This window comes from Citrobacter sp. Ca225 (genome assembly GCF_030337175.1).
In the GTDB taxonomy this organism is placed as follows: Bacteria; Pseudomonadota; Gammaproteobacteria; order Enterobacterales; family Enterobacteriaceae; genus Citrobacter_A; species Citrobacter_A amalonaticus.
Genome location: NZ_JAOWCD010000100.1, coordinates 116,946 through 138,010, shown reverse-complemented (window position 1 = coordinate 138,010; position 21,065 = coordinate 116,946). Strand labels below are relative to the sequence as shown.

Annotated in this window: 18 protein-coding genes and 1 other RNA gene; 2 read left to right on the top strand and 17 right to left on the bottom strand. The window is 53.1% G+C overall.

The genetic code is table 11. From position 1 onward, the window contains the following. Position 1: 1 nt before the first annotated feature. The 3 genes from hemP to ppsR form a co-directional block, all read right to left on the bottom strand. Entirely contained in the window at positions 2-184 is a 183-nt protein-coding gene (gene hemP, locus OGW13_RS21335; RefSeq protein WP_287116452.1) for a hemin uptake protein HemP, read from the bottom strand. Between the two features lie 144 nt (positions 185-328). Continuing rightward, positions 329-1,375 (bottom strand): 3-deoxy-7-phosphoheptulonate synthase AroH, encoded by a 1,047-nt coding sequence (gene aroH / locus OGW13_RS21330; RefSeq protein WP_043000865.1) that lies wholly within the window; start codon positions 1,373-1,375, stop codon positions 329-331. Positions 1,376-1,531: 156 nt separating this feature from the next. Then, positions 1,532-2,365 (bottom strand): posphoenolpyruvate synthetase regulatory kinase/phosphorylase PpsR, encoded by an 834-nt coding sequence (gene ppsR / locus OGW13_RS21325; protein ID WP_043000864.1) that lies wholly within the window; start codon positions 2,363-2,365, stop codon positions 1,532-1,534. A 333-nt stretch (positions 2,366-2,698) separates the two neighbouring features. Between ppsR and ppsA the strand changes: the two genes are divergently transcribed. Further along, positions 2,699-5,077: a phosphoenolpyruvate synthase gene (ppsA, locus tag OGW13_RS21320; RefSeq protein WP_043000863.1), complete on the top strand. Its 2,379-nt coding sequence runs from the start codon at positions 2,699-2,701 to the stop codon at positions 5,075-5,077. Positions 5,078-5,114: 37 nt separating this feature from the next. On the opposite strand, the gene fadK is transcribed toward ppsA, so the two are convergent. From fadK to OGW13_RS21295, 5 genes are all read right to left on the bottom strand, one after another. Continuing rightward, positions 5,115-6,755, bottom strand: coding sequence for a medium-chain fatty-acid--CoA ligase (gene fadK / locus OGW13_RS21315; protein ID WP_043000862.1), 1,641 nt, complete (start codon positions 6,753-6,755; stop codon positions 5,115-5,117). Positions 6,756-6,849: 94 nt separating this feature from the next. Continuing rightward, on the bottom strand, positions 6,850-7,143 hold the full coding sequence (locus OGW13_RS21310) for a ferredoxin family protein (RefSeq protein WP_043000861.1): 294 nt from the start codon (positions 7,141-7,143) through the stop codon (positions 6,850-6,852). Next, positions 7,140-8,429, bottom strand: coding sequence for an FAD-dependent oxidoreductase (locus OGW13_RS21305; RefSeq protein ID WP_104446413.1), 1,290 nt, complete (start codon positions 8,427-8,429; stop codon positions 7,140-7,142). The genes OGW13_RS21310 and OGW13_RS21305 overlap by 4 nt, the downstream gene beginning before the upstream one ends. Before the next feature lie 56 nt (positions 8,430-8,485). Beyond that, complete coding sequence (locus OGW13_RS21300; RefSeq protein WP_044265441.1) at positions 8,486-9,421, bottom strand: electron transfer flavoprotein subunit alpha; 936 nt, start codon at positions 9,419-9,421, stop codon at positions 8,486-8,488. Positions 9,422-9,441: 20 nt separating this feature from the next. After that, a complete protein-coding gene (locus tag OGW13_RS21295; protein ID WP_044254775.1) occupies positions 9,442-10,209 on the bottom strand; it encodes an electron transfer flavoprotein in 768 nt (255 codons plus the stop codon). A gap of 328 nt (positions 10,210-10,537) precedes the next feature. Between OGW13_RS21295 and OGW13_RS21290 the strand changes: the two genes are divergently transcribed. After that, positions 10,538-11,428, top strand: a complete 891-nt coding sequence (locus OGW13_RS21290; RefSeq protein ID WP_287116451.1) for an AraC family transcriptional regulator — start codon at positions 10,538-10,540, stop codon at positions 11,426-11,428. Between the two features lie 70 nt (positions 11,429-11,498). Here OGW13_RS21290 and OGW13_RS21285 read toward each other — a convergent pair whose 3' ends face one another. From OGW13_RS21285 to ydiK, 9 genes are all read right to left on the bottom strand, one after another. Beyond that, positions 11,499-12,650 carry an acyl-CoA dehydrogenase gene (locus tag OGW13_RS21285; protein WP_042319326.1) on the bottom strand — a complete coding sequence of 384 codons (1,152 nt, stop codon included), beginning with the start codon at positions 12,648-12,650 and terminating at the stop codon, positions 11,499-11,501. Between the two features lie 13 nt (positions 12,651-12,663). Beyond that, the gene (locus tag OGW13_RS21280) at positions 12,664-14,259 is read right to left on the bottom strand and encodes an acyl CoA:acetate/3-ketoacid CoA transferase (protein WP_044254768.1); all 1,596 of its coding nucleotides are present in this window, start codon (positions 14,257-14,259) and stop codon (positions 12,664-12,666) included. Positions 14,260-14,403: 144 nt separating this feature from the next. Beyond that, positions 14,404-15,162: a type I 3-dehydroquinate dehydratase gene (gene aroD, locus OGW13_RS21275; protein WP_044265437.1), complete on the bottom strand. Its 759-nt coding sequence runs from the start codon at positions 15,160-15,162 to the stop codon at positions 14,404-14,406. Between the two features lie 33 nt (positions 15,163-15,195). Next, on the bottom strand, positions 15,196-16,062 hold the full coding sequence (ydiB, locus tag OGW13_RS21270) for a quinate/shikimate dehydrogenase (protein WP_044328161.1): 867 nt from the start codon (positions 16,060-16,062) through the stop codon (positions 15,196-15,198). A gap of 23 nt (positions 16,063-16,085) precedes the next feature. After that, entirely contained in the window at positions 16,086-17,330 is a 1,245-nt protein-coding gene (locus tag OGW13_RS21265; RefSeq protein WP_043000853.1) for an MFS transporter, read from the bottom strand. A 246-nt stretch (positions 17,331-17,576) separates the two neighbouring features. Beyond that, entirely contained in the window at positions 17,577-18,800 is a 1,224-nt protein-coding gene (locus tag OGW13_RS21260) for an MFS transporter (protein ID WP_187251440.1), read from the bottom strand. A 129-nt stretch (positions 18,801-18,929) separates the two neighbouring features. Then, positions 18,930-19,286: a YdiL family protein gene (locus OGW13_RS21255; RefSeq protein ID WP_156595503.1), complete on the bottom strand. Its 357-nt coding sequence runs from the start codon at positions 19,284-19,286 to the stop codon at positions 18,930-18,932. Positions 19,287-19,480: 194 nt separating this feature from the next. After that, positions 19,481-19,588, bottom strand: an RNA gene (gene rprA / locus OGW13_RS21250) — antisense sRNA RprA. A 186-nt stretch (positions 19,589-19,774) separates the two neighbouring features. Beyond that, positions 19,775-20,887, bottom strand: coding sequence for an AI-2E family transporter YdiK (ydiK, locus tag OGW13_RS21245; protein WP_043000851.1), 1,113 nt, complete (start codon positions 20,885-20,887; stop codon positions 19,775-19,777). Positions 20,888-21,065: the final 178 nt, after the last annotated feature.

Here is a 21,065-nt window from a genome sequence, read left to right as displayed (position 1 = left end):
GCTATTTGGTCAGCAAGAGTTTACCTGCCTGCGTTTGACGCAGCAGGTATTCCTGACCGTTGTGATCGATAATCACTTTACCTTCATCACCTAACAGTTTCTGACTGCTGATCTTGCGGATGGGCGCAGGTGGGAGAGCCGCGTTTTCTCGTTCCTTAAGGCGGGGTGACTCAATGTTATCCATACGGGTATCACGATTTATTAATAATAATTAATGTAACAATGATTTTTATTATCAATAAAGTGCACGATAACAACAAGTATTAAATGTGGTAGTTTGCGAAAAGGGAGGGGAGAATATGCCCACCCTGTACGGATGGGCGGACGATCAGAAGCGGCTGTCCACCGCCGAGGCCAGTTTGCTCAGCAGCAGTTCAGTGTCTTCCCAGTTAAGGCAAGGATCGGTTATCGACTGACCATAAACCAGCGGCTGCCCGCTGATAATTTTCTGCGTACCTTCACGCAGGAAGCTTTCCGCCATAATGCCGGCGATGGCTGTCGATCCGTTACGGATTTGCTGGCAAATATCATCACAGACATCCAGTTGACGGCGATGCTGCTTCTGGCAGTTGCCGTGGCTGAAATCGACGACCAGATGTTCTGGTAAATCAAATTCATGCAGCGTATCGCAGGCTGCAGCAATATCTTCAGCATGGTAGTTCGGCTTTTTGCCACCGCGCATAATGATATGGCCATAAGGGTTGCCGCTGGTCTGATAAATGGTCATCTGACCGGTTTTATCGGGGGAGAGGAACATATGGCTGGCGCGGGAAGCGCGGATCGCGTCAACGGCGATACGGGTATTTCCGTCGGTCCCGTTTTTAAAGCCGACCGGGCAGGAGAGCGCCGAGGCCATTTCGCGGTGGATCTGGCTTTCGGTGGTCCGCGCGCCAATGGCGCCCCAACTGATCAAGTCGGCAATAAATTGACCGGTCACCATATCGAGAAATTCCGTCGCGGTTGGTATGCCCAGTTCATTGACCTGCAACAGCAGTTTACGCGCCAGTTCAATGCCGTGATTCACGCGATAGCTGCCGTTGAGATCCGGGTCGGAAATGAGTCCCTTCCAGCCGACAACGGTACGTGGTTTTTCAAAATAGGTGCGCATGACGATTTCCAGGCGCGCCTGATGCTGCGTGCGCAGCGCCTGTAAACGCGTGGCATACTCCAGTGCGGCATCGAGATCGTGAATGGAGCACGGACCTACAATAACCAGCAAGCGGCGGTCTTCACCATTCAATATTCTTTCTATCCGGCGTCGGGAGTCGGTGACGTGGCTGGCGACGGCGGGCGACACAGGATGCCGTTGCGCAAGTTCAGCGGGCGTGACCAGACTGTCTATACGCGCGGTACGCAGTTCATCGGTTCTGTTCATGACAATTCTCAGAAATTTGTGGCTTCTACGGCAGAGGTACCGGGAAGTGATGGGCACAACCTTAAACCAATCCCTGCTGATTTCAAGTGCGAGGTGCGTCACACCTCGCGGCAGAACGGTATGATAACAAAAAAACAGAACTCGTGAACTAGTTTATTAGTACATGCGTCGACTTAATCCCATGATATCGAGGATTTTGGTGGCAATCTCTTCAACTGAATAGTTAGTACTGTTCAACCACGGGATCTGGTTCTTACGGTAGAGCGCCTCGACTTCGGCCACTTCCATACGGCACTGACGCAGGGAGGCATAGCGACTGTTTTCCCGGCGTTCTTCGCGGATGGCGGCCAGACGTTCAGGGTCAATTGTCAGACCAAACAGCTTATGTTGCAGGGGTTTTAACGATGCAGGCAGAACCAGATTGTCCATGTCGTCGGCAATAAAAGGATAGTTTGCCGCGCGGATGCCAAACTGCATTGCCAGGTAGAGGCTGGTGGGCGTTTTGCCGCAGCGCGAGACGCCTAACAAAATCACCTGCGCCTGGTCCAGGTTGCGCAACGAAATGCCGTCATCGTGGGCAAGGGTATAATCAATGGCGGCGATTCGCGCATCGTATTTGTTCAGGTTACCCGGATTCAGCCCGTGCGTCCGGTGAGCAATCGGCGTGGGGTAGAGTTTCATCTCGTGCTGTAGCGGGGTGATCAGCGCCTGCACGATATCCTGACAGAAGCCTTCGCTTTGCAGAATGATGGAACGGATCTCCGGTAATACAATCGAATAGAACACCAAAGGGCGCACGCCGGTTTGTTGATAAATGGCGTCGATTTGGTCTTTAACGGCGCGGGCGCGGTTCTCATTTTCAACAAACGGCAGCGTAATACTGCTGATAGTGACGGGGAACTGTGACATCACCGCATGGCCCAACACTTCAGCGGTAATTGCCGTTCCATCGGAAATATAAAACACGTGACGATCTACAGCATTATCCATTTTCACACCCTGAAAGTCAGTCATAATTCTCTGAAAGCATAAATTAAAATTACTCTGAAGCGTAGAAAATAACGCTTATTTTGAAAATGAAATGGTATTTTTATATTTTATGAAAAGTGCATTTCATTTTATGGAACAGATGTTTATACCGACACATTTTGTGGGGATCGCCCGCCATTCGCGGGTTTGCGCAAATGGGTAAACTGTCCGAAAAAATAAAAAATATATTTGCTTGAACGATTCACCGTTTTTTTAAGCGGGTTAAATATGCAAAGATAAATACGTAATTAAGCGTTTCCTAAACTCGTTCATTTATCACAAAAGGATTGTTCGATGTCCAACAATGGCTCGTCACCGCTGGTGCTTTGGTATAACCAACTCGGCATGAATGATGTAGACAGAGTTGGGGGCAAAAATGCCTCCCTGGGTGAAATGATTACTAACCTTTCCGGTATGGGTGTATCGGTACCGAATGGTTTTGCCACAACCGCCGATGCGTTTAACCAGTTTCTGGACCAGAGCGGTGTAAACCAGCGCATCTATGAACTGCTGGATCAAACGGATATTGACGATGTTAACGCGTTAGCGAAGGCCGGCGCGCAGATCCGCCAGTGGATTATCGACACTCCTTTCCAGCCTGAGCTGGAAAATGCTATCCGCGATGCCTACGCGCAACTCTCCGCGGACGATCAACATGCTTCTTTCGCCGTGCGTTCATCTGCCACTGCGGAAGATATGCCGGATGCCTCTTTTGCCGGGCAGCAGGAAACCTTCCTCAACGTCCAGGGCTTTGACGCCGTACTGGTCGCCGTGAAGCACGTGTTTGCCTCGCTGTTTAACGACCGCGCAATATCCTATCGCGTTCACCAGGGCTATGACCACCGTGGTGTGGCGCTCTCTGCGGGTGTCCAGCGGATGGTGCGTTCCGATCTGGCGTCGTCCGGCGTGATGTTCTCCATCGATACTGAATCTGGCTTTGACCAGGTGGTGTTTATCACCTCCGCGTGGGGGCTGGGCGAGATGGTAGTACAGGGCGCGGTAAACCCGGATGAGTTCTATGTCCATAAACCGACGCTGGCGGCCAATCGCCCGTCTATTGTGCGCCGCACGATGGGCTCGAAAAAAATCCGCATGGTCTATGCGCCGACCCAGGAACATGGCAAACAGGTCACCATTGAAGATGTGCCGCAGGAAAGCCGTGACATTTTCTCCTTGACCAACGACGAAGTGCAGGAACTGGCGAAGCAGGCGGTACAGATTGAAAAACACTACGGTCGTCCGATGGACATCGAGTGGGCGAAAGATGGTCATACCGGCAAACTGTTCATCGTCCAGGCTCGTCCGGAAACCGTGCGTTCTCGCGGCCAGGTGATGGAGCGTTACACGCTGCACGCGCAGGGCAAAATCATTGCGGAAGGCCGTGCTATCGGTCACCGCATCGGGGCAGGCCCGGTAAAAGTCATTCACGACATCAGCGAGATGAACCGCATTGAGCCTGGCGACGTGCTGGTCACCGACATGACCGACCCGGACTGGGAACCGATCATGAAAAAAGCGGCGGCGATTGTCACTAACCGTGGCGGTCGTACCTGTCACGCGGCCATTATCGCGCGTGAACTGGGGATCCCGGCGGTGGTAGGCTGCGGCGATGCCACTGAGCGCATGAAGGATGACGAGAAGGTCACCGTTTCTTGCGCAGAAGGCGATACAGGCTACGTGTACGCCGACATGCTCGACTTCAGCGTTAAGAGCTCCAGCGTCGATACGATGCCGGATCTGCCGCTGAAGGTGATGATGAATGTCGGTAACCCGGATCGGGCGTTTGACTTCGCCTGTCTGCCAAACGAAGGCGTTGGCCTGGCGCGTCTGGAATTTATCATCAACCGTATGATTGGCGTCCACCCGCGTGCGCTGCTGGAGTTTGACGATCAAGATGCCAAACTGCAAAACGAAATCCGCGAGATGATGAAAGGCTTTGATTCTCCGCGTGAATTTTACGTGGGTCGCCTGACAGAAGGGATCGCCACCCTCGGCGCGGCGTTCTGGCCGAAACGCGTGATTGTGCGTTTGTCCGACTTTAAGTCGAATGAGTACGCAAACCTGGTGGGTGGTGAACGCTACGAGCCAGAGGAAGAGAACCCGATGCTGGGCTTCCGTGGCGCGGGTCGCTATGTGTCGGACAGCTTCCGTGATTGCTTTGCGCTGGAATGCGACGCGGTGAAACGCGTGCGTAATGAGATGGGACTGACTAACGTCGAAATCATGATCCCGTTCGTCCGTACCGTTGAGCAGGCAAAAGCGGTCGTGGAAGAGCTGGCGCGTCAGGGGCTGAAACGCGGCGAAAATGGTCTGAAGATCATCATGATGTGTGAGATTCCGTCCAACGCCCTGCTGGCTGAACAGTTCCTGCAATACTTTGACGGCTTCTCGATCGGTTCTAACGACATGACACAGTTGGCGCTGGGTCTGGATCGTGACTCTGGTGTGGTATCAGAGCTGTTTGATGAGCGTAACGACGCGGTGAAAGCGCTGCTGTCGATGGCGATTCGCGCCGCGAAGAAACAGGGTAAATACGTCGGGATTTGCGGTCAGGGTCCGTCTGACCATGAAGACTTTGCCGCCTGGCTGATGGAAGAGGGGATCGACAGCCTGTCGCTGAACCCGGATACCGTTGTCCAGACCTGGCTGAGCCTGGCGGAATTGAAGAAGTAAGGTACTGCCGGATGGCGATGCGCCGCCATCCGGCAATTTATGCCTCACGGCATTCCGACGCTAATCGTTGAATAATATCCTGGCGTAACAGGAACTTTTGGATCTTCCCGGATGCCGTTCTGGGTAACTTTTCGACCACCACAATGTGCTCTGGATACTTATATTTCGCTACCCGTTTACGGCTAAAGAAGGCAACCACTTCTTCCAGCGACAGTGAATGATGCGGCGCTTTCAGCACGATGTAGGCACAGGAACGCTCGCCTAAACGTTCGTCCGGCATAGCAACCACACAGGCATCGTGAATGCGGGGGTGCTGCAACAGAATATCTTCCACTTCGCGACTGCTGATGTTTTCTCCGCCCCGAACGATAATATCTTTCTTGCGCCCGGTTATCTGAATGTAGCCCGCCTCGTCCATCCGACAGAGATCGCCACTGTAGTACCAGCCCTCGCTATCCAGCGCCCGAGCGGTTAGCTCAGGCTCGTCAAGATAGCCCATAAAGACGTTCGGTCCGCGCGATGCCTCTTCCCCTTCAACGCCCGGAGGCACGGGATTACGCGCCTCATCAACAATTCTGATCTCCACGCCTGCCGCCGCGTAGCCATCGGTATTCATCATACGGGAAGGGGGATCGTCGAGATTCACTACCGCATGCGGCGAGCTTTCCGTCGAACCATAAACGCTGAGCAGTTTAATGCCGCGCTGCTGGCAGTCGCGAGCAATGCGCTGCGGAATGGTCGTTCCTCCGCACAAAAAGAAACGCAGCGAAGAGAGGTCGGCAGGCTGCCGTTCCACGGTACAGAGCAGGTCGTACACAAACGGCGTCGCCCCTAAGACGCAGGTACAGCGCTGTTGCTCCAGAAGCGCAAGGCAGGCCGTTGGGGTAAAAATATCCAGTAGCACGCTGCGCGCGCCGATCAGAAACGGTGCCGTCACGCCGTGTAAAAAACCGGTGGCGTGTCCCAGCGGCGCTGGCATCAGAAAGACGTCCAGCCAGGTCAGATTCAGACGCGCGCAGTAGGCCCGCTCGCTGGCGAGAATATTGTTGTGGCTGAGCATGACGCCTTTTGGCAGTCCCTCGGTGCCAGAGGTAAACAGCACGGCGGCCAGCTCGTCGCCGTGAACCTGAATGTGACGGGCAAGTGGCGCGTTGTCCGCAACGATCTGGCTGAGGGCGAGCGAGGTTGTCGCCGGTGCCAGTTTATCGACGCCGATAACGTGTTGCAGATGTGGCAACTGGTTTTGCAGGGGCAAGATCAAATCGACCGGGCGCGTCTGTTTAAACACGGTTGGGGCGAAAAACAGTTTTGCCTGGCACTTGTTCAGCACCCACACCAGCTCGGCTTCGCGCCAGGCGGGCAGCAGGGGAACGGATACGGCGCCGGTTTTCAGACAGGCGAGATAGATAACGGTAAATTCGCACCAGCCGGGAAGCTGAAAAGCGACGCGGTCGCCGGGCTGAATGCCGTTCGCCAACATCCAGCTCGCCAGACAGCTTGCCGCGTGGTCGAGGGCGGCGTAAGTGAATTCCGTACCGTGGTTATCCACGACGGCGATTTTGTCTGGCACGCTGCGTGCGGTATGTTGCCAGTAGTCTCCCAGCGAGGCATCGCCCCAAAAGCCAAGCTTGCGGTATGCGTCCCGCCGCCCGGCGTCAAACGTTAATGTGACACTCATCGGAGGTTCCCGGTCTATCAAGGGGGTAGTAGGGGATTGCAGGCCGGATAAGACGCCTGGCGTCACTCTCCGGCATTTGTGCCCATCCGTCGTTTCAGCCGTAGCGGAAATCCACGCCAAACGTGCCTGCGGGGTACTCCCATTTTTCGAGGATCGTCTCACCACACAGCACCCGGCAGGTTCCACACTCCAGACAGCCCGCGGAATCAAAGTGAATCGTACCTGCCTCATCCTGCTTATAGAGTCCGGCAGGGCAGGCATTCAGCAATTTTTGAAACTCTTTGCTGTCCGGGTTCGCCGCCAGAATGATGTGCGGATGGCCCTCATCAACATGGAATTTATTGACGCCCAGTTTGACGTCGACGTTAACGCGATTTTCCTGGCTCATAGCGCCGTGACTCCCTTAATGCCATCTTTGAGCAGATTCATCAGCCCGATCTGTTTTGCATGTGACAGGATCATTTTGCGCATCGGCTGATTCGGGCTGCCATCAATGGTGAATATGTCATTCATGATGTCCGCCACCATTCGCGGGTACTGGGTGAACAGGCGCGGATTCTCCATCAGCGCCGGGATCTTACGGAAATGCTGCATATCACGCATAACGCACCCTTTCTCCAGCTCGTGTTTGTATTGCGCAAGCGTGCGAGCAGAGAAGTCCTTGCGCTCTTTGGCCCCAATCGCGGCGTGTGCCGCCGCTTCGGCAGAGGCGATGGCTAAATCCATTCCGCGTACCGTAAAACCGAGGTTCAGACAAAAGCCCGCAGCGTCACCGACAATCATCACACCGTCGCCTACCAGCTCCGGCACCATCGCCAGTCCGCCTTCTGGCACCATATGTGCCGAGTACTCCAGCAATTTGCCGCCCTGAATCAACGGACGAACGGCAGGGTGCTGTTTAAAATCTTCCAGCATCTGCGGTACGCTTTTCTGCGCATGGGGCATGTCGCCCAGCCCGCATACCAGCCCGAGGGAGACGGAATCGCGATTGGTATAAAGGAACCCGCCGCCCATCAGGCCGTTTGACGGTGATCCTGCGAATAACCACGCCGCGCCTTCATTTCCGGACAGATTAAAACGGTCGTTGATTTGCTCCGGGGAGAGGCCAATCAACTCTTTCACACCGACGGCGTAATGGTGCGCCGATGAGGCCGGAACCATACCCAGCGAACGGCCCAACATTGAATTGACGCCATCAGCGAGGATCACCACGTTGGCTTCGAGAATATCGTCGCCAGCCTGTACGCCTGTGACCTGGTTGCCTTCACGAATCAGCGCATCCACGCGCACGCCAGGGATAAATTGTGCGCCAGCCGCTTCGGCTTGCTCCATCAGCCACGGGTCGAGACGGTTGCGCAACACGCTGTACGATGCCTGAGTCGGTACATCCGGCTGTTCGCGATGGTAATCCAGCGTGATCGCGCTTTCTTCCGTCATAAACGAGATTTTCTCGCGGGTGACTTTGCGTTCAACGGGCGCCTTCTCGCCAAATCCGGGCATAATCCGCTCAATCACATGGGCGTAGAGACGCCCCCCGGTCATATTTTTACTGCCCGCGCTGTTACCGCGCTCGATGACCAGAACATCGAGTCCGGCTTTTGCCATGATGTACGCCGCCACCGTGCCCGCTACGCCAGCACCGACGACGATGGCATCAAATTTTTCATCCGACATGCTTAAAGCTCCCTTCCCGCCGTTTGCACAGCGGGAGATGTGGGTCAAGGTGAGAATTAGCGCAACTGCGCGATCAGGGCAGGGACCACTTTGTAGATATCGCCCACCAGTCCGTAATCGGCATAGTTAAAGATTGGCGCGTTTTTATCTTTGTTCACGGCGACAATCACTTTCGCGCCATTGCCGCCCACCATATGCTGGATCTGTCCGGAAATACCCAGCGTCAGATACAGTTCGGACTTCAGCAGCACGCCGGAAACGCCGATGTAACGCTCGCGCTCCATCCAGTTTTCCCCTTCGGCGATAGGGCGTGAACAGCCCACTTCCGCGCCGAGTACGGTGGCCAGTTCGCGCACCATGTTCAGGTCGTCTTGTGCCGCCAGGCCGCGACCGACGCCTACCACGCGTTTTGCTTTGCTTAAATCAACGCTGCTGAGCGATTTGGCGCGACGTTCCTGACACAAGATCTCCTGGCGCGGGGCCACCCACTCGGCGGTAACCACCGGGCAGTCATGCGTGGGATCCGCCTCAATCGGCTCCAGTACACCAGGGGCGAGAGTGATAATGGCCAGCGGGCTGTTCAGTTTTTCTTTGCCAAACGCCAGGCCGCCATACATACGATGCTCGGCAAACAGCGCGTTCTCTTCAACGCTCACTGCCGTTGCATCGTTAACCATGGCCGCATCCAGCTGAATACTCAGACGCGCGCCCAGCGCTTTGCCGCGCTTGGTTGCTGCCATCAGCAGCAGACCGTCGCCTTTTTCCCGGATTTGCGCGGCCAGCGTTTCGGCGTAATTTTCGATTCGCTGTAGGTCGGAGGGTTTATCCAGTACGATGATGCCGTCAGCACCGAGCGGCTTAACCTGCGCCGCCTGCTCAGAACCCTGAACAATGGCATAGACCTGTTGACCCCACTGACGTGCGCCAGCCATCAGCTCTGCGTAGCGTTCAACGTTATCGCTAAATACCCAGACGTGGGTTAATTGACTCATGATTGTGTTCTCCGTTGGGCTCAGTTCAGGGCTTTTTTCAGGTGTTCAGCCAGTTCGGCGATGGCTTCCGGCGAATCGTTATCCAGAATGATGTGCTTACGCGCCGTTTGTGGTGGTACAGTAATGGCAACCAGTTCTGCTCGCAGCTCGCCCTGACTCCAGCCGATGTCGCTTGCCTGCCATGTGTGTACGGGCTTTTTCCCGGCGCCAAGAATGGCTTTCATTGAGGGGATGCGTGGCACGTTAATATCCGATGTCACGCAGATAACGGCCGGAAGTGTCAGTTCTATCACCTCAACGTCCTCTTCCAGCGTACGTTCTACAAGCAGCTTATCGCCCTGACGCTGGAGGCTGCTGACGGCGTTAAGGGTTGGCAGTTGCAGGATCTCACCGACCAGTAGACCAACCTGTTGTGCATAAAGGTCCCCAGACCCTTCACCAAACAGGAGCAGATCGAATCCGATTTTTTCCACTGTGGCGGCAATGGCCTGCGCCGTGTCTTTTGGCAGCGCGTGTTCCAGCTGTGCATCCTGCATCAGATACAGTGCATGTGGCCCGCGGGAGAGCACATCCTTACGCACTTTAGAGTTTTGCAATAATAAGCCGCCCACCGTCAGTGCCACGATCTCATCCTCTGCCTCGGTGGCCAACTGCGTTGCGGCCTCAATGGCGTTGAGATCGAACTGACTGATTTTGGCGTCCGCATTGTCAAAGCTCAGCGCTTGCTCGGGCGTAACAACAATGTCCTGTTCTTCAGGCACCAGCTTAAAGCAGGTTATTATTTTCATGGCATCTCCTGTGAGTCGCATACCGACAGTGACAATCAGGCCACCCCGGCGGAAAGTGAAAATTGACTGGAAATAGTGTGCGACAGACGGCGGCTTTTTATCGACGGAGCAATCTGTTTTCGTTACCAGGTATCTTGCAAAAAAAGTGGGATCGCTCGTACAAAAGAAATGAGTAGAAAATCATTTGAGAAAATTAAACGTATTATCTTGCAGGTGAGGGAAATAATCTTGTTTTGCCCTTACTAAATACAGTTGTATAACCGCCATACTCGCTTTATTTTATCCTCATTATATTGTTCAGGATAAATTTCTGCTTGTGGAGGTTGTCATGTATCAACGCTGCTTTGATAATGCCATAGAAAGCCTTTTTGACCAGGGCAAAACCCCGCGATTTTCCCGATTTGTCATTAGTGATGATCCCCGTTGGGAGTCCGGTCATCATGTTCATGACAATGAGACCGAGCTCATTTATGTCAAAAAAGGCATCGTCAGATTAACGATCGACTCTTCCCTTTATGTGGCTCACGAAGATGATATTGTCGTGGTGGAGCGGGGGCGGTTACATGCCGTGACATCGGATGTGAACGCGCCAGCCACCACCTACACCTGTGCGCTGTATGGCTTTCGCTTTCAGGGCTGGGAGGAAAACCAACTGCTACAATCGCATTCCTGTCCGGTGGTTGCCGTCGGCCAGGGAAAAGAAGTGATCAAAAGTATTTTTAATGAGCTCGGGGTGATGCTGCCGCAAAGTAAAAATGGCCTGACGTCGTCCGTCTGCGATGCTTTTGCCTATGCGTTGACAGTGCTCTTCTTTGAGAACTTTAAAAATGCGTATCGTTCGGAACAAGGACATATTAAAAAAGATGTTCTGATTAAAGATATTCTGGTCTATCTCAATAATAATTATCGGGAGAAAATTACGCTTGAGCAGTTATCAAAAAAATTTCGTGCCAGCGTCAGCTATATTTGTCACGAATTCACCCGCGAGTACCATATTTCACCGATTAATTATGTGATTCAGCGGCGGATGACCGAAGCGAAATTTGCCTTAACCAATACTGATTATTCACAGGCCGAAATTTCCTGGCGCGTCGGGTATGAAAATGTCGACCACTTCGCGAAGCTGTTTTTGCGCCACGTCGGCTGTTCGCCAGGCGATTATCGTAAACAGTTTAAAAACAGCCTGACAGAGCAGGCCTGCCTGTTGTCCGACGTCTGAGTATATGTGTCATCATCGGTAAGCGTTTGAATGGCCGGATACGATGCAAGTACCGTATCCGGCCTGTCGATTACTTGTTCTGATAATCCTTCAGGATCTGCCGACCTGCGACATAAATCATGATCTCATCCGTCCCGCCGCCAATCCGTTCACAACGGACATCGCGCCAGAATCGGGAGACACGCGCTTCGTCGGTATAACCCAGCCCGCCCATAATCTGAATTGCATCGTCAATCACTTCCATCGCGGTGCGGGCGCAATACAGTTTCGCCAGCGCGGCGCTGGTACGCAGTGACTGCTCCTGATCGGCCTGCCATGCCACCTTCAGCACCATATTGCGCATGTTGTCGACTTTGATTGCCATCAGCGCCAGCTTTTCCTGGATCATCTGGTTGTGTCCAATCGGTTTGCCAAACGCAATGCGCTGGTTGGCATAACGTGCGGCATCCTCAAAGGCGCATTCGGCGAAGCCGGTACTGCGCGCAGCGTTGATCAGACGTTCCATCTCAAAGTTATACATCACGTTGAGAAAGCCCATGCCTTCTTCGCCCACCATGTCGCTTTCATCCACCTCAACGTTGTCGAGATAGACTTCGCAGGTGCTGAGCATATGCCAGCCGATTTTGTGCAGCGGATTGATTTTGATCCCAGGCTTGTTGGACTCCACCCACCAGAGGGTAAAGGCTTTCTTCGGATCTTTTGGCTCGGGATCGCGCGCCAGCACCAGCATGTATGGGTACTCTTTGGCGCCGGTAATAAACGTCTTCTGGCCGTTCAGGTATACCTTTCCGTCTTTGCGCGTGTAGCTGGTGGTGGCGCTGTTGTTGTCAGAACCCGCACCTGGCTCGGTTAACGCCAGGGCATAGGCCGGATCGCCGGTCTCTAGCGTGCTTTCCGCCGTTTTCCGCAGTTGTTCTGGCGAGCCGAAACGGCGCATGCTGTGAATACACTGCCCGTTGGTGATCAGAAAGGCCGGGGCGCCGCATTTTGACACTTCCATCAGGGCCAGCATTTGGGTGACATAGTCTGCCGGAATACCGCCGAACTCTTCCGGTACGCCCAGCATGGAAATCCCGTTATCCGCCAGCGCACGCATAAACTCTCTGGGGTAGGTCGCCGTCTGGTCGCAGGTGCGGAAATACTCTTCCGGAAAATTGCTGGTGATCAGTTCCCGGATACTGGCAAGCAGCAGCTCTTGCTCTTCGGTTAAAGAAAAGTCCATCATCATACTCCTTTTAATTCGCCGCTTCCGGCAGTTCAAAACCCATGGTGGCGTCGATAAATAATCTTTCATCCATCAGTTTCAGGTCTGGTGAAATAACCGGTGCGAAATCCATTTTCGCCAGAATATCGCGCTCCAGATCCACTCCAGGGGCAATTTCAATAAGATGCAGACCGTCCTCTTTTAGCGTAAATACCGCGCGTTCGGTGATGTAGCGCACGTCCAGACCGCGCTCGAGGGCGATTTTTCCGCTAAAGGTGATTTCCGGCAGTTCGCTGATGAATTTATTCACCCGGCCTTCCTGGACGATGGTTAATTTACCGTCGGCCACTTCTGTTTTCAGACTGCCAGCGGTTAGCGTGCCGCAGAAAACAATTTTCTTTGAGGTCGCGCTGATATCGATAAAGCCGCCAGTTCCCATGATTTTGCCGTTAAATTTGTGCACCCCGACGTTGCCGTGGCGGTCAACTTCCGCAAAGCTCAGATAGCAGACGTCCAGCCCACCGCCATGGTAGAAGTCAAACTGTGAGGTCATATCAAGAATGGCGCGAGTGTTGACGTTTGCGCCAAAAGCGACACCCTGGGAGGTGATCCCACCCACGGGGCCGGTTTCAACGGTCAGTACAAAGTCATCTGCACAGCCTTCCTCACGGGCCACCAGTCCAATGCCATCCGCGATGCCGACGCCAACGTTACCGACCGCACCTTTACGCATTTCAAACAAGGCGCGACGGGCAACCAGTTTGCGTTGGTTGAGGGGCAGGGAGAGCTGGGTGCTGTCGTCGAGGGTGAAATCGCCCGAGATAAACCGGTTCACCGGCGCGCCGCCGTACAGTTGCGTCTGGTCTGGGTCGACCACCACGATATCCACCAGATAGCCGGGGATACGTACGGATTTAGGATGCAGCGTGGCTTTCTTGACCATTTTCTGCACCTGCATCATCACGATGCCACCGTGGTTGTGCACCGCCTGAGCCAGCACCAGCGCGTCGAGGTACATCACCTCATCTTCAAACGAGGCATAGCCTTCGCTGTCGCAGGTGGTGGCGCGGATAAACGCGACGGTAGGCGCAATCGCTTTGTAGTAGAGATATTCTTTGTTATCAATCTCCACCAGCTTGATAAGGTCTTCTTTGGTGACCTCATTGAGCTTGCCCCCCTGTTGGCGCGGGTCGACGAAGGTGCCAATCCCGATATCGCTGAGGATCCCCGGCTGGTGGGCGGCAGACGCACGCAGAGCCTGAGTCAGCACCCCTTGTGGATAGTTATAGGCGACAATCTTATTTTGTTCCGCTAAATCCGAAATACGCGGCGACTGCCCCCAGTGCCCACACAGAGCCCATTTCACCAGGCCTTCCTGAGCCAGCGGGCTGATTCCGCGATCGGCGCGATCGCCCAGACCCGTCGGACTGATAATCGATAAATTCCGTGGCGTTTGCGTTTGCTTATATTTATCGGCTAAAGCGGTAATTAAGGTGGTGGCTTCCAGAATACCGCCGCCTGCGCCTAATATACACAGTACATCTTCATCTTTAATATAATTTACTGCGTCCTGGGCCGAGAGCACAGGCACGCGACCATTAACGCGTGGTGGTCTTTCAGGTTTCATATAAACTCCTGGATACCCGGCAGAAGCCCTACGCCGCTGTGTTCAGGCGCAGGCCTCCGCTGAATATTCATGTGGAATATTCACTGTGGAATAAAATATATATTTAATGGCGGGAGAGAATCTGTCCCGCCTTTATTTCGTTAATTACGCCTGATGTAATATCGTTAATACCGTACGCAGATCGCTAACGGATATTTGTCCCGGTGCCGAAGCCTTTTTAACCGCGCCAAAGGTCGCCGCGGAGCCGAAGACTTCACCGGCCAGCCGTGAAATCACACCGGTTTTGGACATCGACATGGTGATCACCGGACGGTCAGCGTACTGTTCCTGCATTTTCAGCGTAGCGGAAAGCAGCGTCAGAACATCTCTGTGGTTCTGCGGCATCAGGGCGATCTTCGGAATATCGGCACCCAGTTCCTGCATTTTGCGCAGCCGTGCAACGATCTCTTCTTCTGCTGGCGTCTTGTGGAAATCATGGTTGGACATGATCACGCTGACGTTTTTGCTGTGCGCGTAGTCTACCGTCGCCTTGACCAGCTCATCACCGGTAAACAGTTCGAGATCGATCATATCCACCAGGCCGCTATCGACCGCCGCGCGATTCAGCGCGAGATAGGCGTCGGTTGAAATGGCCTGTTCACCCCCTTCCTTCGCACTACGGAACGTAAACAGCAGGGGAGTCTGGGGCAGTTCAGTGCGGATTGCGCGGACAGCCTCCAGGACGGCATCGGCAGAGGCGACATCGGCGAAATGGTCAACGCGCCATTCCAGAATGTCGAAATCCGCGTCGCGATAGGCCTGCGCTTCTGTGCGGACGCTGGCGATATCTTTGCCCATCAGCGAGACGATTATTTTTGGAGCCCCTTCGCCAATCACGAGGTTTTTTACGGTTACGGTTTTCATTTAATACCTTTTATCAGTCTTAGTTCCTGGCCGTCAGGCCGCAAACCCCATCACCTGTTTTACGTATTCCAGCGGAAAATCTTTGCCGGTCCACAGTTTGAACTGTTCAGCGCCTTGCCACAACAACATGCCGTAACCATCGATTGTTTTGCAACCGGCCTGTTGCGCTTGTTGCAATAACTTCGTCATATGCGGGTTGTAAACGCATTCGGTAACCAGCAGTTCCGGACGTAGCAGGCTCACGTCACTGACAATCGATTCATTTTCCAGCGGCTTCATGCCGACTTTAGTGCCATTGGTCAGGATATCCGCTGTCGCCAGCGCGTCAGCGAAGGCCTGCTGGTCAGCAAGGTCTGTCACCGTCACCACGCAGTCGGTGTTTTCATTCACCCGCTTAGCGAAGTCCAGCGCTTTCTGGAAAAATTCATCATTGCGGTTAAAGAGTTTAATCGCTTTGATCCCCTCAATGGCTGCCTGCGCACCAATGGCCGTGGAGGCGCCACCCGCACCCAGTAATACCATGGTTTTACCCTTGATATCGAAACCACTCTCTTTAATTGCGCGAATGTGACCGGTGCCGTCGGTATTGTAACCACGCAGGTAGCCGTCATCATTGACGATGGTATTAATCGCGCCAACCAGTTTCGCCGCCGGGGTCAGTTCATCAACAAATTCACAGGCCAGCTGTTTATTGGGCATCGATACGCCGGTCCCGCGCATTTTTAACGCTTTCAGCCCCTCGATAGCGCCAGCGAAGGTGCTGTTGTCGACCTCAAAGGCCATATAGGTAAACGGCAATCCGGCTTTCTCCAGCGCCTTATTTTGCATTTCAGGCGACAAACTGTGTCTGATGGGATAAGCCATTAAGCCGATCAGTTCATATTTCGCGGTTACATCCATAACATGACTCCTTAAATTGTCGCTTAACTTTTTGTTGAGAAATAACGTTCGCCCAGACGGATATCGTTTTGTGGAATATTAAAGACCCGGTAATAGCGAACAAAAACGATAATGCCGGTGATAAAGGCCAGCAGGGCAAAAGCGAAATCCAGTAAAATGATGTATTGCAGGCCGATGGTGGAGAGGTAACCGGTAATCAGCGGAATAACAAAATTCGCGAGGCCGCCCATCATCATATAAACGCTGGTGACTTTGGCTTTGCTCTTCGGAAAGAATTCCGACATCACCGACACGCCCAGTTGTAAAATCCCGCCCGCGGCAGAGAAGCCAATCACAAACGCGCCCGCGTTACACACCAGCGGTGACGGCCAGAGATAAATGACGGCCGCGGTAACGGTGGCCAGTCCGGCATTAAAGACGTTAGCCCAGATGGGGCGAACCATTTTTTTCAGCAGTGCGGCAAAGATAAAGACGCAGACCAGCGAACCCAGGCTGTAATACGTGATGGTTTTCAGCGCATCCGCTTCTTCCATTCCGGCGAAGGCCATGGCGTATTTCGGCATCCAGACCACGATAACGTAAAAGGTGGAAAACGCTGCCACGCCAAACATGACGGAAGCCACTCCTTCAAGCCAGACCAGCGGTTTGCTGTTCATCTGCGGTAACTCTTTAGCGACGCTGGCATCCACCAACTGGCCGGGGAACTGACTGCGCAGTAACATCAGGGTGATCAGTACAAACAGAATGCCAGGAATGATCACTCCATAGCCGTACCAGATGTTGTTGAGCAGCATATAGCCGACCAGCATCGGATAGAGCATCTGTCCGAAGGAGACCATTGCTTTGACGAGGATCACCGCGGAACCTGACGCTTTCGGGAAACATTCCATCAGTGCCGGGTAGCCTCCGGTATCAAGCGCAGAGTTGGCCACGCCAACGCAGACGGCGAGGACAAAGGCCACCATCAGGTTAGGACTGGCAGGGATGCCGAAGAAAAAGAGAATATATAACGCGGCACCCAACAAAATGATCGCCCGACGACCGAATTTATCCGACAGGACGCCAAAAAACAGAATACTCACCAGACGACCAAGTCCGATGCCGGAAATTAAATAGGCGATCCCTGCGCTGTCAGTAGAAAACTTCGCGGCGAGTGAGGTCATATTTTGCGCCAGCGTAATGACGCTAATACCGTGGAGAAAATAGCTGAGATAAATACAGATGACCGCCAGGAAAAATGGCGTGCTGAAAGCCTTATTCTGTGACATTTTTTCAAAGCTCCTTGCCGGTTAATTTAATTCTGCTTTCGCCAGCGTTTTTATATCCGGCGATTTTTTATTAATATACGATGGTGAAACGACATGAACTACATAACATGACGTTTTCGTAACCAGGTATATTGCAGACGAAAGTGTGAAAACCCACGTATCCTGCGACGTTTTATTGTTAATAACGGTGTTATACAAACTATATTGCAGTCAGTGATAAGAATATTGCATTCGGCGGATTCAGCCTTATTCCGCCACCGGTGACATCATCAATTGACGTTTCGTTTCGAGACGGCTGCGATAGCCAATAAATAGCGCCAACAAGAACCCCATGGCGGCAATACCGGTATCGAACCACATAATATCGGCGATGCTCCTTTGTGAGAGATGGGCCGTGACCAGCGGGATCGTAAAGGTAGCAATGCTGCCCGCACTGTAATAAATGCCGGTGGCTTTCCCTTTGGCATGCGGAAAGCGGGCGGCCATCAGGGTCAGACCGATTTGCACTACGCCCCCGGCTGATGAAAAGCCGATCACAAAGGCAAAGACGATCACGACATACATCGTGGGATGCAGGCACACCGTCAATAGCGCGACAAACGAAACAAAAGTGTACAGCATCAGCAAGGTGGTTGAACGCACCGTTTTGCGCACCAGCGGGGCGGTAATCAAAACGCAAAGCAGCGAACCGCAGGTGTAGATACTCAGCAGTTTGATCGACAGGGTATACGACATCCCGGCGACAAACTGACCATACTGCGCCAGCCACTGGCTGATGAGATAAAACGTCGCCATCGAGATGTAGCCGTACAGCGTATAGCTGGCAAGGTCGATAAATGCGCAGCGATGTCTTTCAGCCGGGCGCTGGTGCGGTTCGTGTGTCGGTGTGACCGGCGCGAGGCGGCGTCCAGGATGCGGTGGAAAGGCGCAGCGCAGTAAAAACAGACCGTTAACCAGCATGATGGCGGCGGCAACGATAAATGACCAGCCAAACCACAGTTCTGCCCAGACGAGCAGACTGATGATGATGGGCAGTAAAAACTGTCCGCCGGAGACAAACGCCTTAATCAGAATGTTGGCGGTGCTCGGCGAAGAGGGAAAGGCCTCCATCAGGCTGGGATAGGTCCCGGCGTCCAGGAAACTGTTCGCCATGCCCGCGAGGACGCCGAACACATAAGCGATGATGATATTATGGGTCGTCAGAATACCGAAAAAGAACGTCACATAACAAAGCATCCCCAGAATGATGAAGGGGCGGCGGCCAAACCGATCGGATAATAATCCGGCGCAAAACAGCACGCTTAAGCGCCCGATGCCTAATGAGGAGATCACGACTGACACCCCAGCGGCATTGGTCTGCCACTGTTGTTCGAGCGATGCCATGTTGAGACTCATCAGGATGACTCCCATACCGTGCACCAGGTAATTGAGATATAGCCCCATCGCAGTGGGGAAATAGTGATTTTTCATGATGCCTGCTCAGCGAAATGGCTAATGATTTTCCCTGGTACGGGGTAAATACCCGTGCCTTAAAAGTACAATGGGTCTCTATATTTGAAGTTTCTTAGTATGAATCGCCAGTGGCAGGAAATATGTGGTCTAACACAATCGTTCCAGGTCGTGGGCATAGAGTTCGGCAGCAACGGATTGATAAATCTTCCAGTCAAGAAAACTGCCATCACGATAGACCGACTGAAAATCGGTTAAATCAGAAAAGAAACGCATGGTATTATTACCAATGCGATTGTTTATCTTCTCTATAATAGCATTAATACGTAATTTTCTTTTTCTACGCATTTCCAGCAGCGTTTCAACAATGGCGGGAGGGAGTTCACATTCGCCATTTTCCCACCGCTGCCAGTCGGCGGCATTATAATCTGGCGCAATCCACGATACGCACTCATCAATGGTCATTGCAAAAACATGACGTAATGCCTGTAGCTCATAAGCGTTCATCATTGAATGACCTCATATTAAAAAACAGTAAAGCATAAATAACATTATCAGGCTGATTTCGGCGTGAAGAGAGTCGCAGTATCTTGTGCAATATTATTTGTTATCGGCATGTGAAAAGGGGAATTCCCCTGAAAAAAAGAGGGATAAAGGCAGAGGGAAGGATTATTTTGCGGTGAGACAGCCGCCATGTCAGGATAAAAAAAAGCCCATCGTGGGAGATGGGCAAAGACTACACACAGCAATTCGTTGTTTCACTCAGGGGATTTCCATACTTATAAATCAATGTCTTGATCTATAACCGTGAGCTAATAATAGGGTATGGGGTGTTTTAGCGTCGATCAGATTCGTCTCAATAGTTTAAAGACTGTAAAGAATTTGCGATACAAATCAGGGACAACGAAGCGGGAACAGGAAAGACAGAGGCATCGCGCTACACTATTGATTAGCTGTGCTAAACATTCAGGCGACCGCAGTCGCCTGCTATCGTGCTATTTTTTAAGGTTTTCGATTTCACCCAGTTCTTCGAGGATCTCTTCAGGTTCGCTGGTCGGCACAGGCGCTTCGTTAACCCAGGCCGAGAACAGTCGCCATGAAACGGCCAGCAGTACCGGACCGATAAACAGCCCAATCATGCCAAACGCAATCAGGCCGCCAATGACGCCGGAGAGGATCAGGATCAGCGGCAAGTCCGCGCCCATACGAATCAGCATCGGGCGAATGACGTTATCCAGTGTGCCCACCACGCAACTCCAGGCCAGCAGCACGCTGCCCCAGGTCGTATCGCCGCTCCAGTAAAGCCAGATAATGGCCGGAATCAATACCGGTAACGGCCCCAGTTGAACCAGACAGGAGAGGATCATCACCACGGAGAGCAGTGTGGCATAGGGTACGCCGGACACGGCCAGACCGATGCCGCCCAGCACCGCCTGCACCAGGGCAGTGACAACCACGCCCAGCGCCACCGCGCGGATCGCCTGGGCGGCCAGCAGCATCGCTGCGTCTCCGCGTTTTGCCGCCAGACGGTAGGCAAAATGACGAATACCCAACGCCACCGTCTCTCCACGCCAGTACAGCAGGGCGCTGAATAACAGCATCAGGCTGCAGTGCATCATAAAACGACCGATGTGAGCGGCCTGACCGACAAACCAGGTTGTTGTGGTACCGATGTACGGGCGAACCTTCGCCATAATCGCCGTACCGCCCATATCCAGCAGGTTATGCCAGCCGGCATACAGTTTGGCGCCAACCAGCGGAATGCTGTTCAACCAGGCCAGGTCCGGCAACGTCATATCCCCGCTCGTGACGGCGTGGATCAGCGGTCCACTGCCGTCAACGATACTGTTGACCAGCAGGGCAATCGGGATCACAAACAGCAGTACTAATAAAAGTGTCATCACCAGAACCGCCAGCGAACGGCGGCCCCAGAGTAATTTTTGCAGGCGCAGTAGAACGGGCCAGGTCGCAATGACGATCGTCCCGGCCCAGGCAAAGCCCAGAATAAAAGGTTGAACAATCCAGAGACACGCCACAATCATGATGGCTAAAAACAGCACCGACAGCAGCACTTGTGCGATATCCCTGGGCTGACGAATATTGACCATAAACTCTTTTCACCTATGTAGTGCGTCAGATCGTTGACGCGACGCGACCGCTCGAAACACGTCTCATAATGATGAGCAATTTCAGCGGTTTTTGACAGGCGGATTCTGCCAGTATTTCTGTTGGGTGTATTAGAAAAAAATGTGATACAACAATAAGCAAACGATTAACTCCCACAAC

Bases quoted from the DNA above. Each gene is read 5' to 3' on its own strand.
- OGW13_RS21285 (WP_042319326.1), bottom strand. From the start codon at position 12,650: ATGGACTTTTCTTTAACCGAAGAGCAAGAGCTGCTGCTTGCCAGTATC.
- fadK (WP_043000862.1), bottom strand. From the start codon at position 6,755: ATGAGTGTCACATTAACGTTTGACGCCGGGCGGCGGGACGCATACCGC.
- hemP (WP_287116452.1), bottom strand. From the start codon at position 184: ATGGATAACATTGAGTCACCCCGCCTTAAGGAACGAGAAAACGCGGCT.
- ydiB (WP_044328161.1), bottom strand. From the start codon at position 16,062: ATGGATGTAACCGCGAAATATGAACTGATCGGCTTAATGGCTTATCCC.
- OGW13_RS21280 (WP_044254768.1), bottom strand. From the start codon at position 14,259: ATGAAACCTGAAAGACCACCACGCGTTAATGGTCGCGTGCCTGTGCTC.
- OGW13_RS21260 (WP_187251440.1), bottom strand. From the start codon at position 18,800: ATGAAAAATCACTATTTCCCCACTGCGATGGGGCTATATCTCAATTAC.
- OGW13_RS21305 (WP_104446413.1), bottom strand. From the start codon at position 8,429: ATGTCGGATGAAAAATTTGATGCCATCGTCGTCGGTGCTGGCGTAGCG.
- OGW13_RS21310 (WP_043000861.1), bottom strand. From the start codon at position 7,143: ATGAGCCAGGAAAATCGCGTTAACGTCGACGTCAAACTGGGCGTCAAT.
- aroD (WP_044265437.1), bottom strand. From the start codon at position 15,162: ATGAAAACCGTAACCGTAAAAAACCTCGTGATTGGCGAAGGGGCTCCA.
- ppsA (WP_043000863.1), top strand. From the start codon at position 2,699: ATGTCCAACAATGGCTCGTCACCGCTGGTGCTTTGGTATAACCAACTC.
- OGW13_RS21300 (WP_044265441.1), bottom strand. From the start codon at position 9,421: ATGAGTCAATTAACCCACGTCTGGGTATTTAGCGATAACGTTGAACGC.
- OGW13_RS21295 (WP_044254775.1), bottom strand. From the start codon at position 10,209: ATGAAAATAATAACCTGCTTTAAGCTGGTGCCTGAAGAACAGGACATT.
- OGW13_RS21255 (WP_156595503.1), bottom strand. From the start codon at position 19,286: ATGAACGCTTATGAGCTACAGGCATTACGTCATGTTTTTGCAATGACC.
- OGW13_RS21265 (WP_043000853.1), bottom strand. From the start codon at position 17,330: ATGTCACAGAATAAGGCTTTCAGCACGCCATTTTTCCTGGCGGTCATC.
- aroH (WP_043000865.1), bottom strand. From the start codon at position 1,375: ATGAACAGAACCGATGAACTGCGTACCGCGCGTATAGACAGTCTGGTC.
- ppsR (WP_043000864.1), bottom strand. From the start codon at position 2,365: ATGGATAATGCTGTAGATCGTCACGTGTTTTATATTTCCGATGGAACG.
- ydiK (WP_043000851.1), bottom strand. From the start codon at position 20,887: ATGGTCAATATTCGTCAGCCCAGGGATATCGCACAAGTGCTGCTGTCG.
- OGW13_RS21290 (WP_287116451.1), top strand. From the start codon at position 10,538: ATGTATCAACGCTGCTTTGATAATGCCATAGAAAGCCTTTTTGACCAG.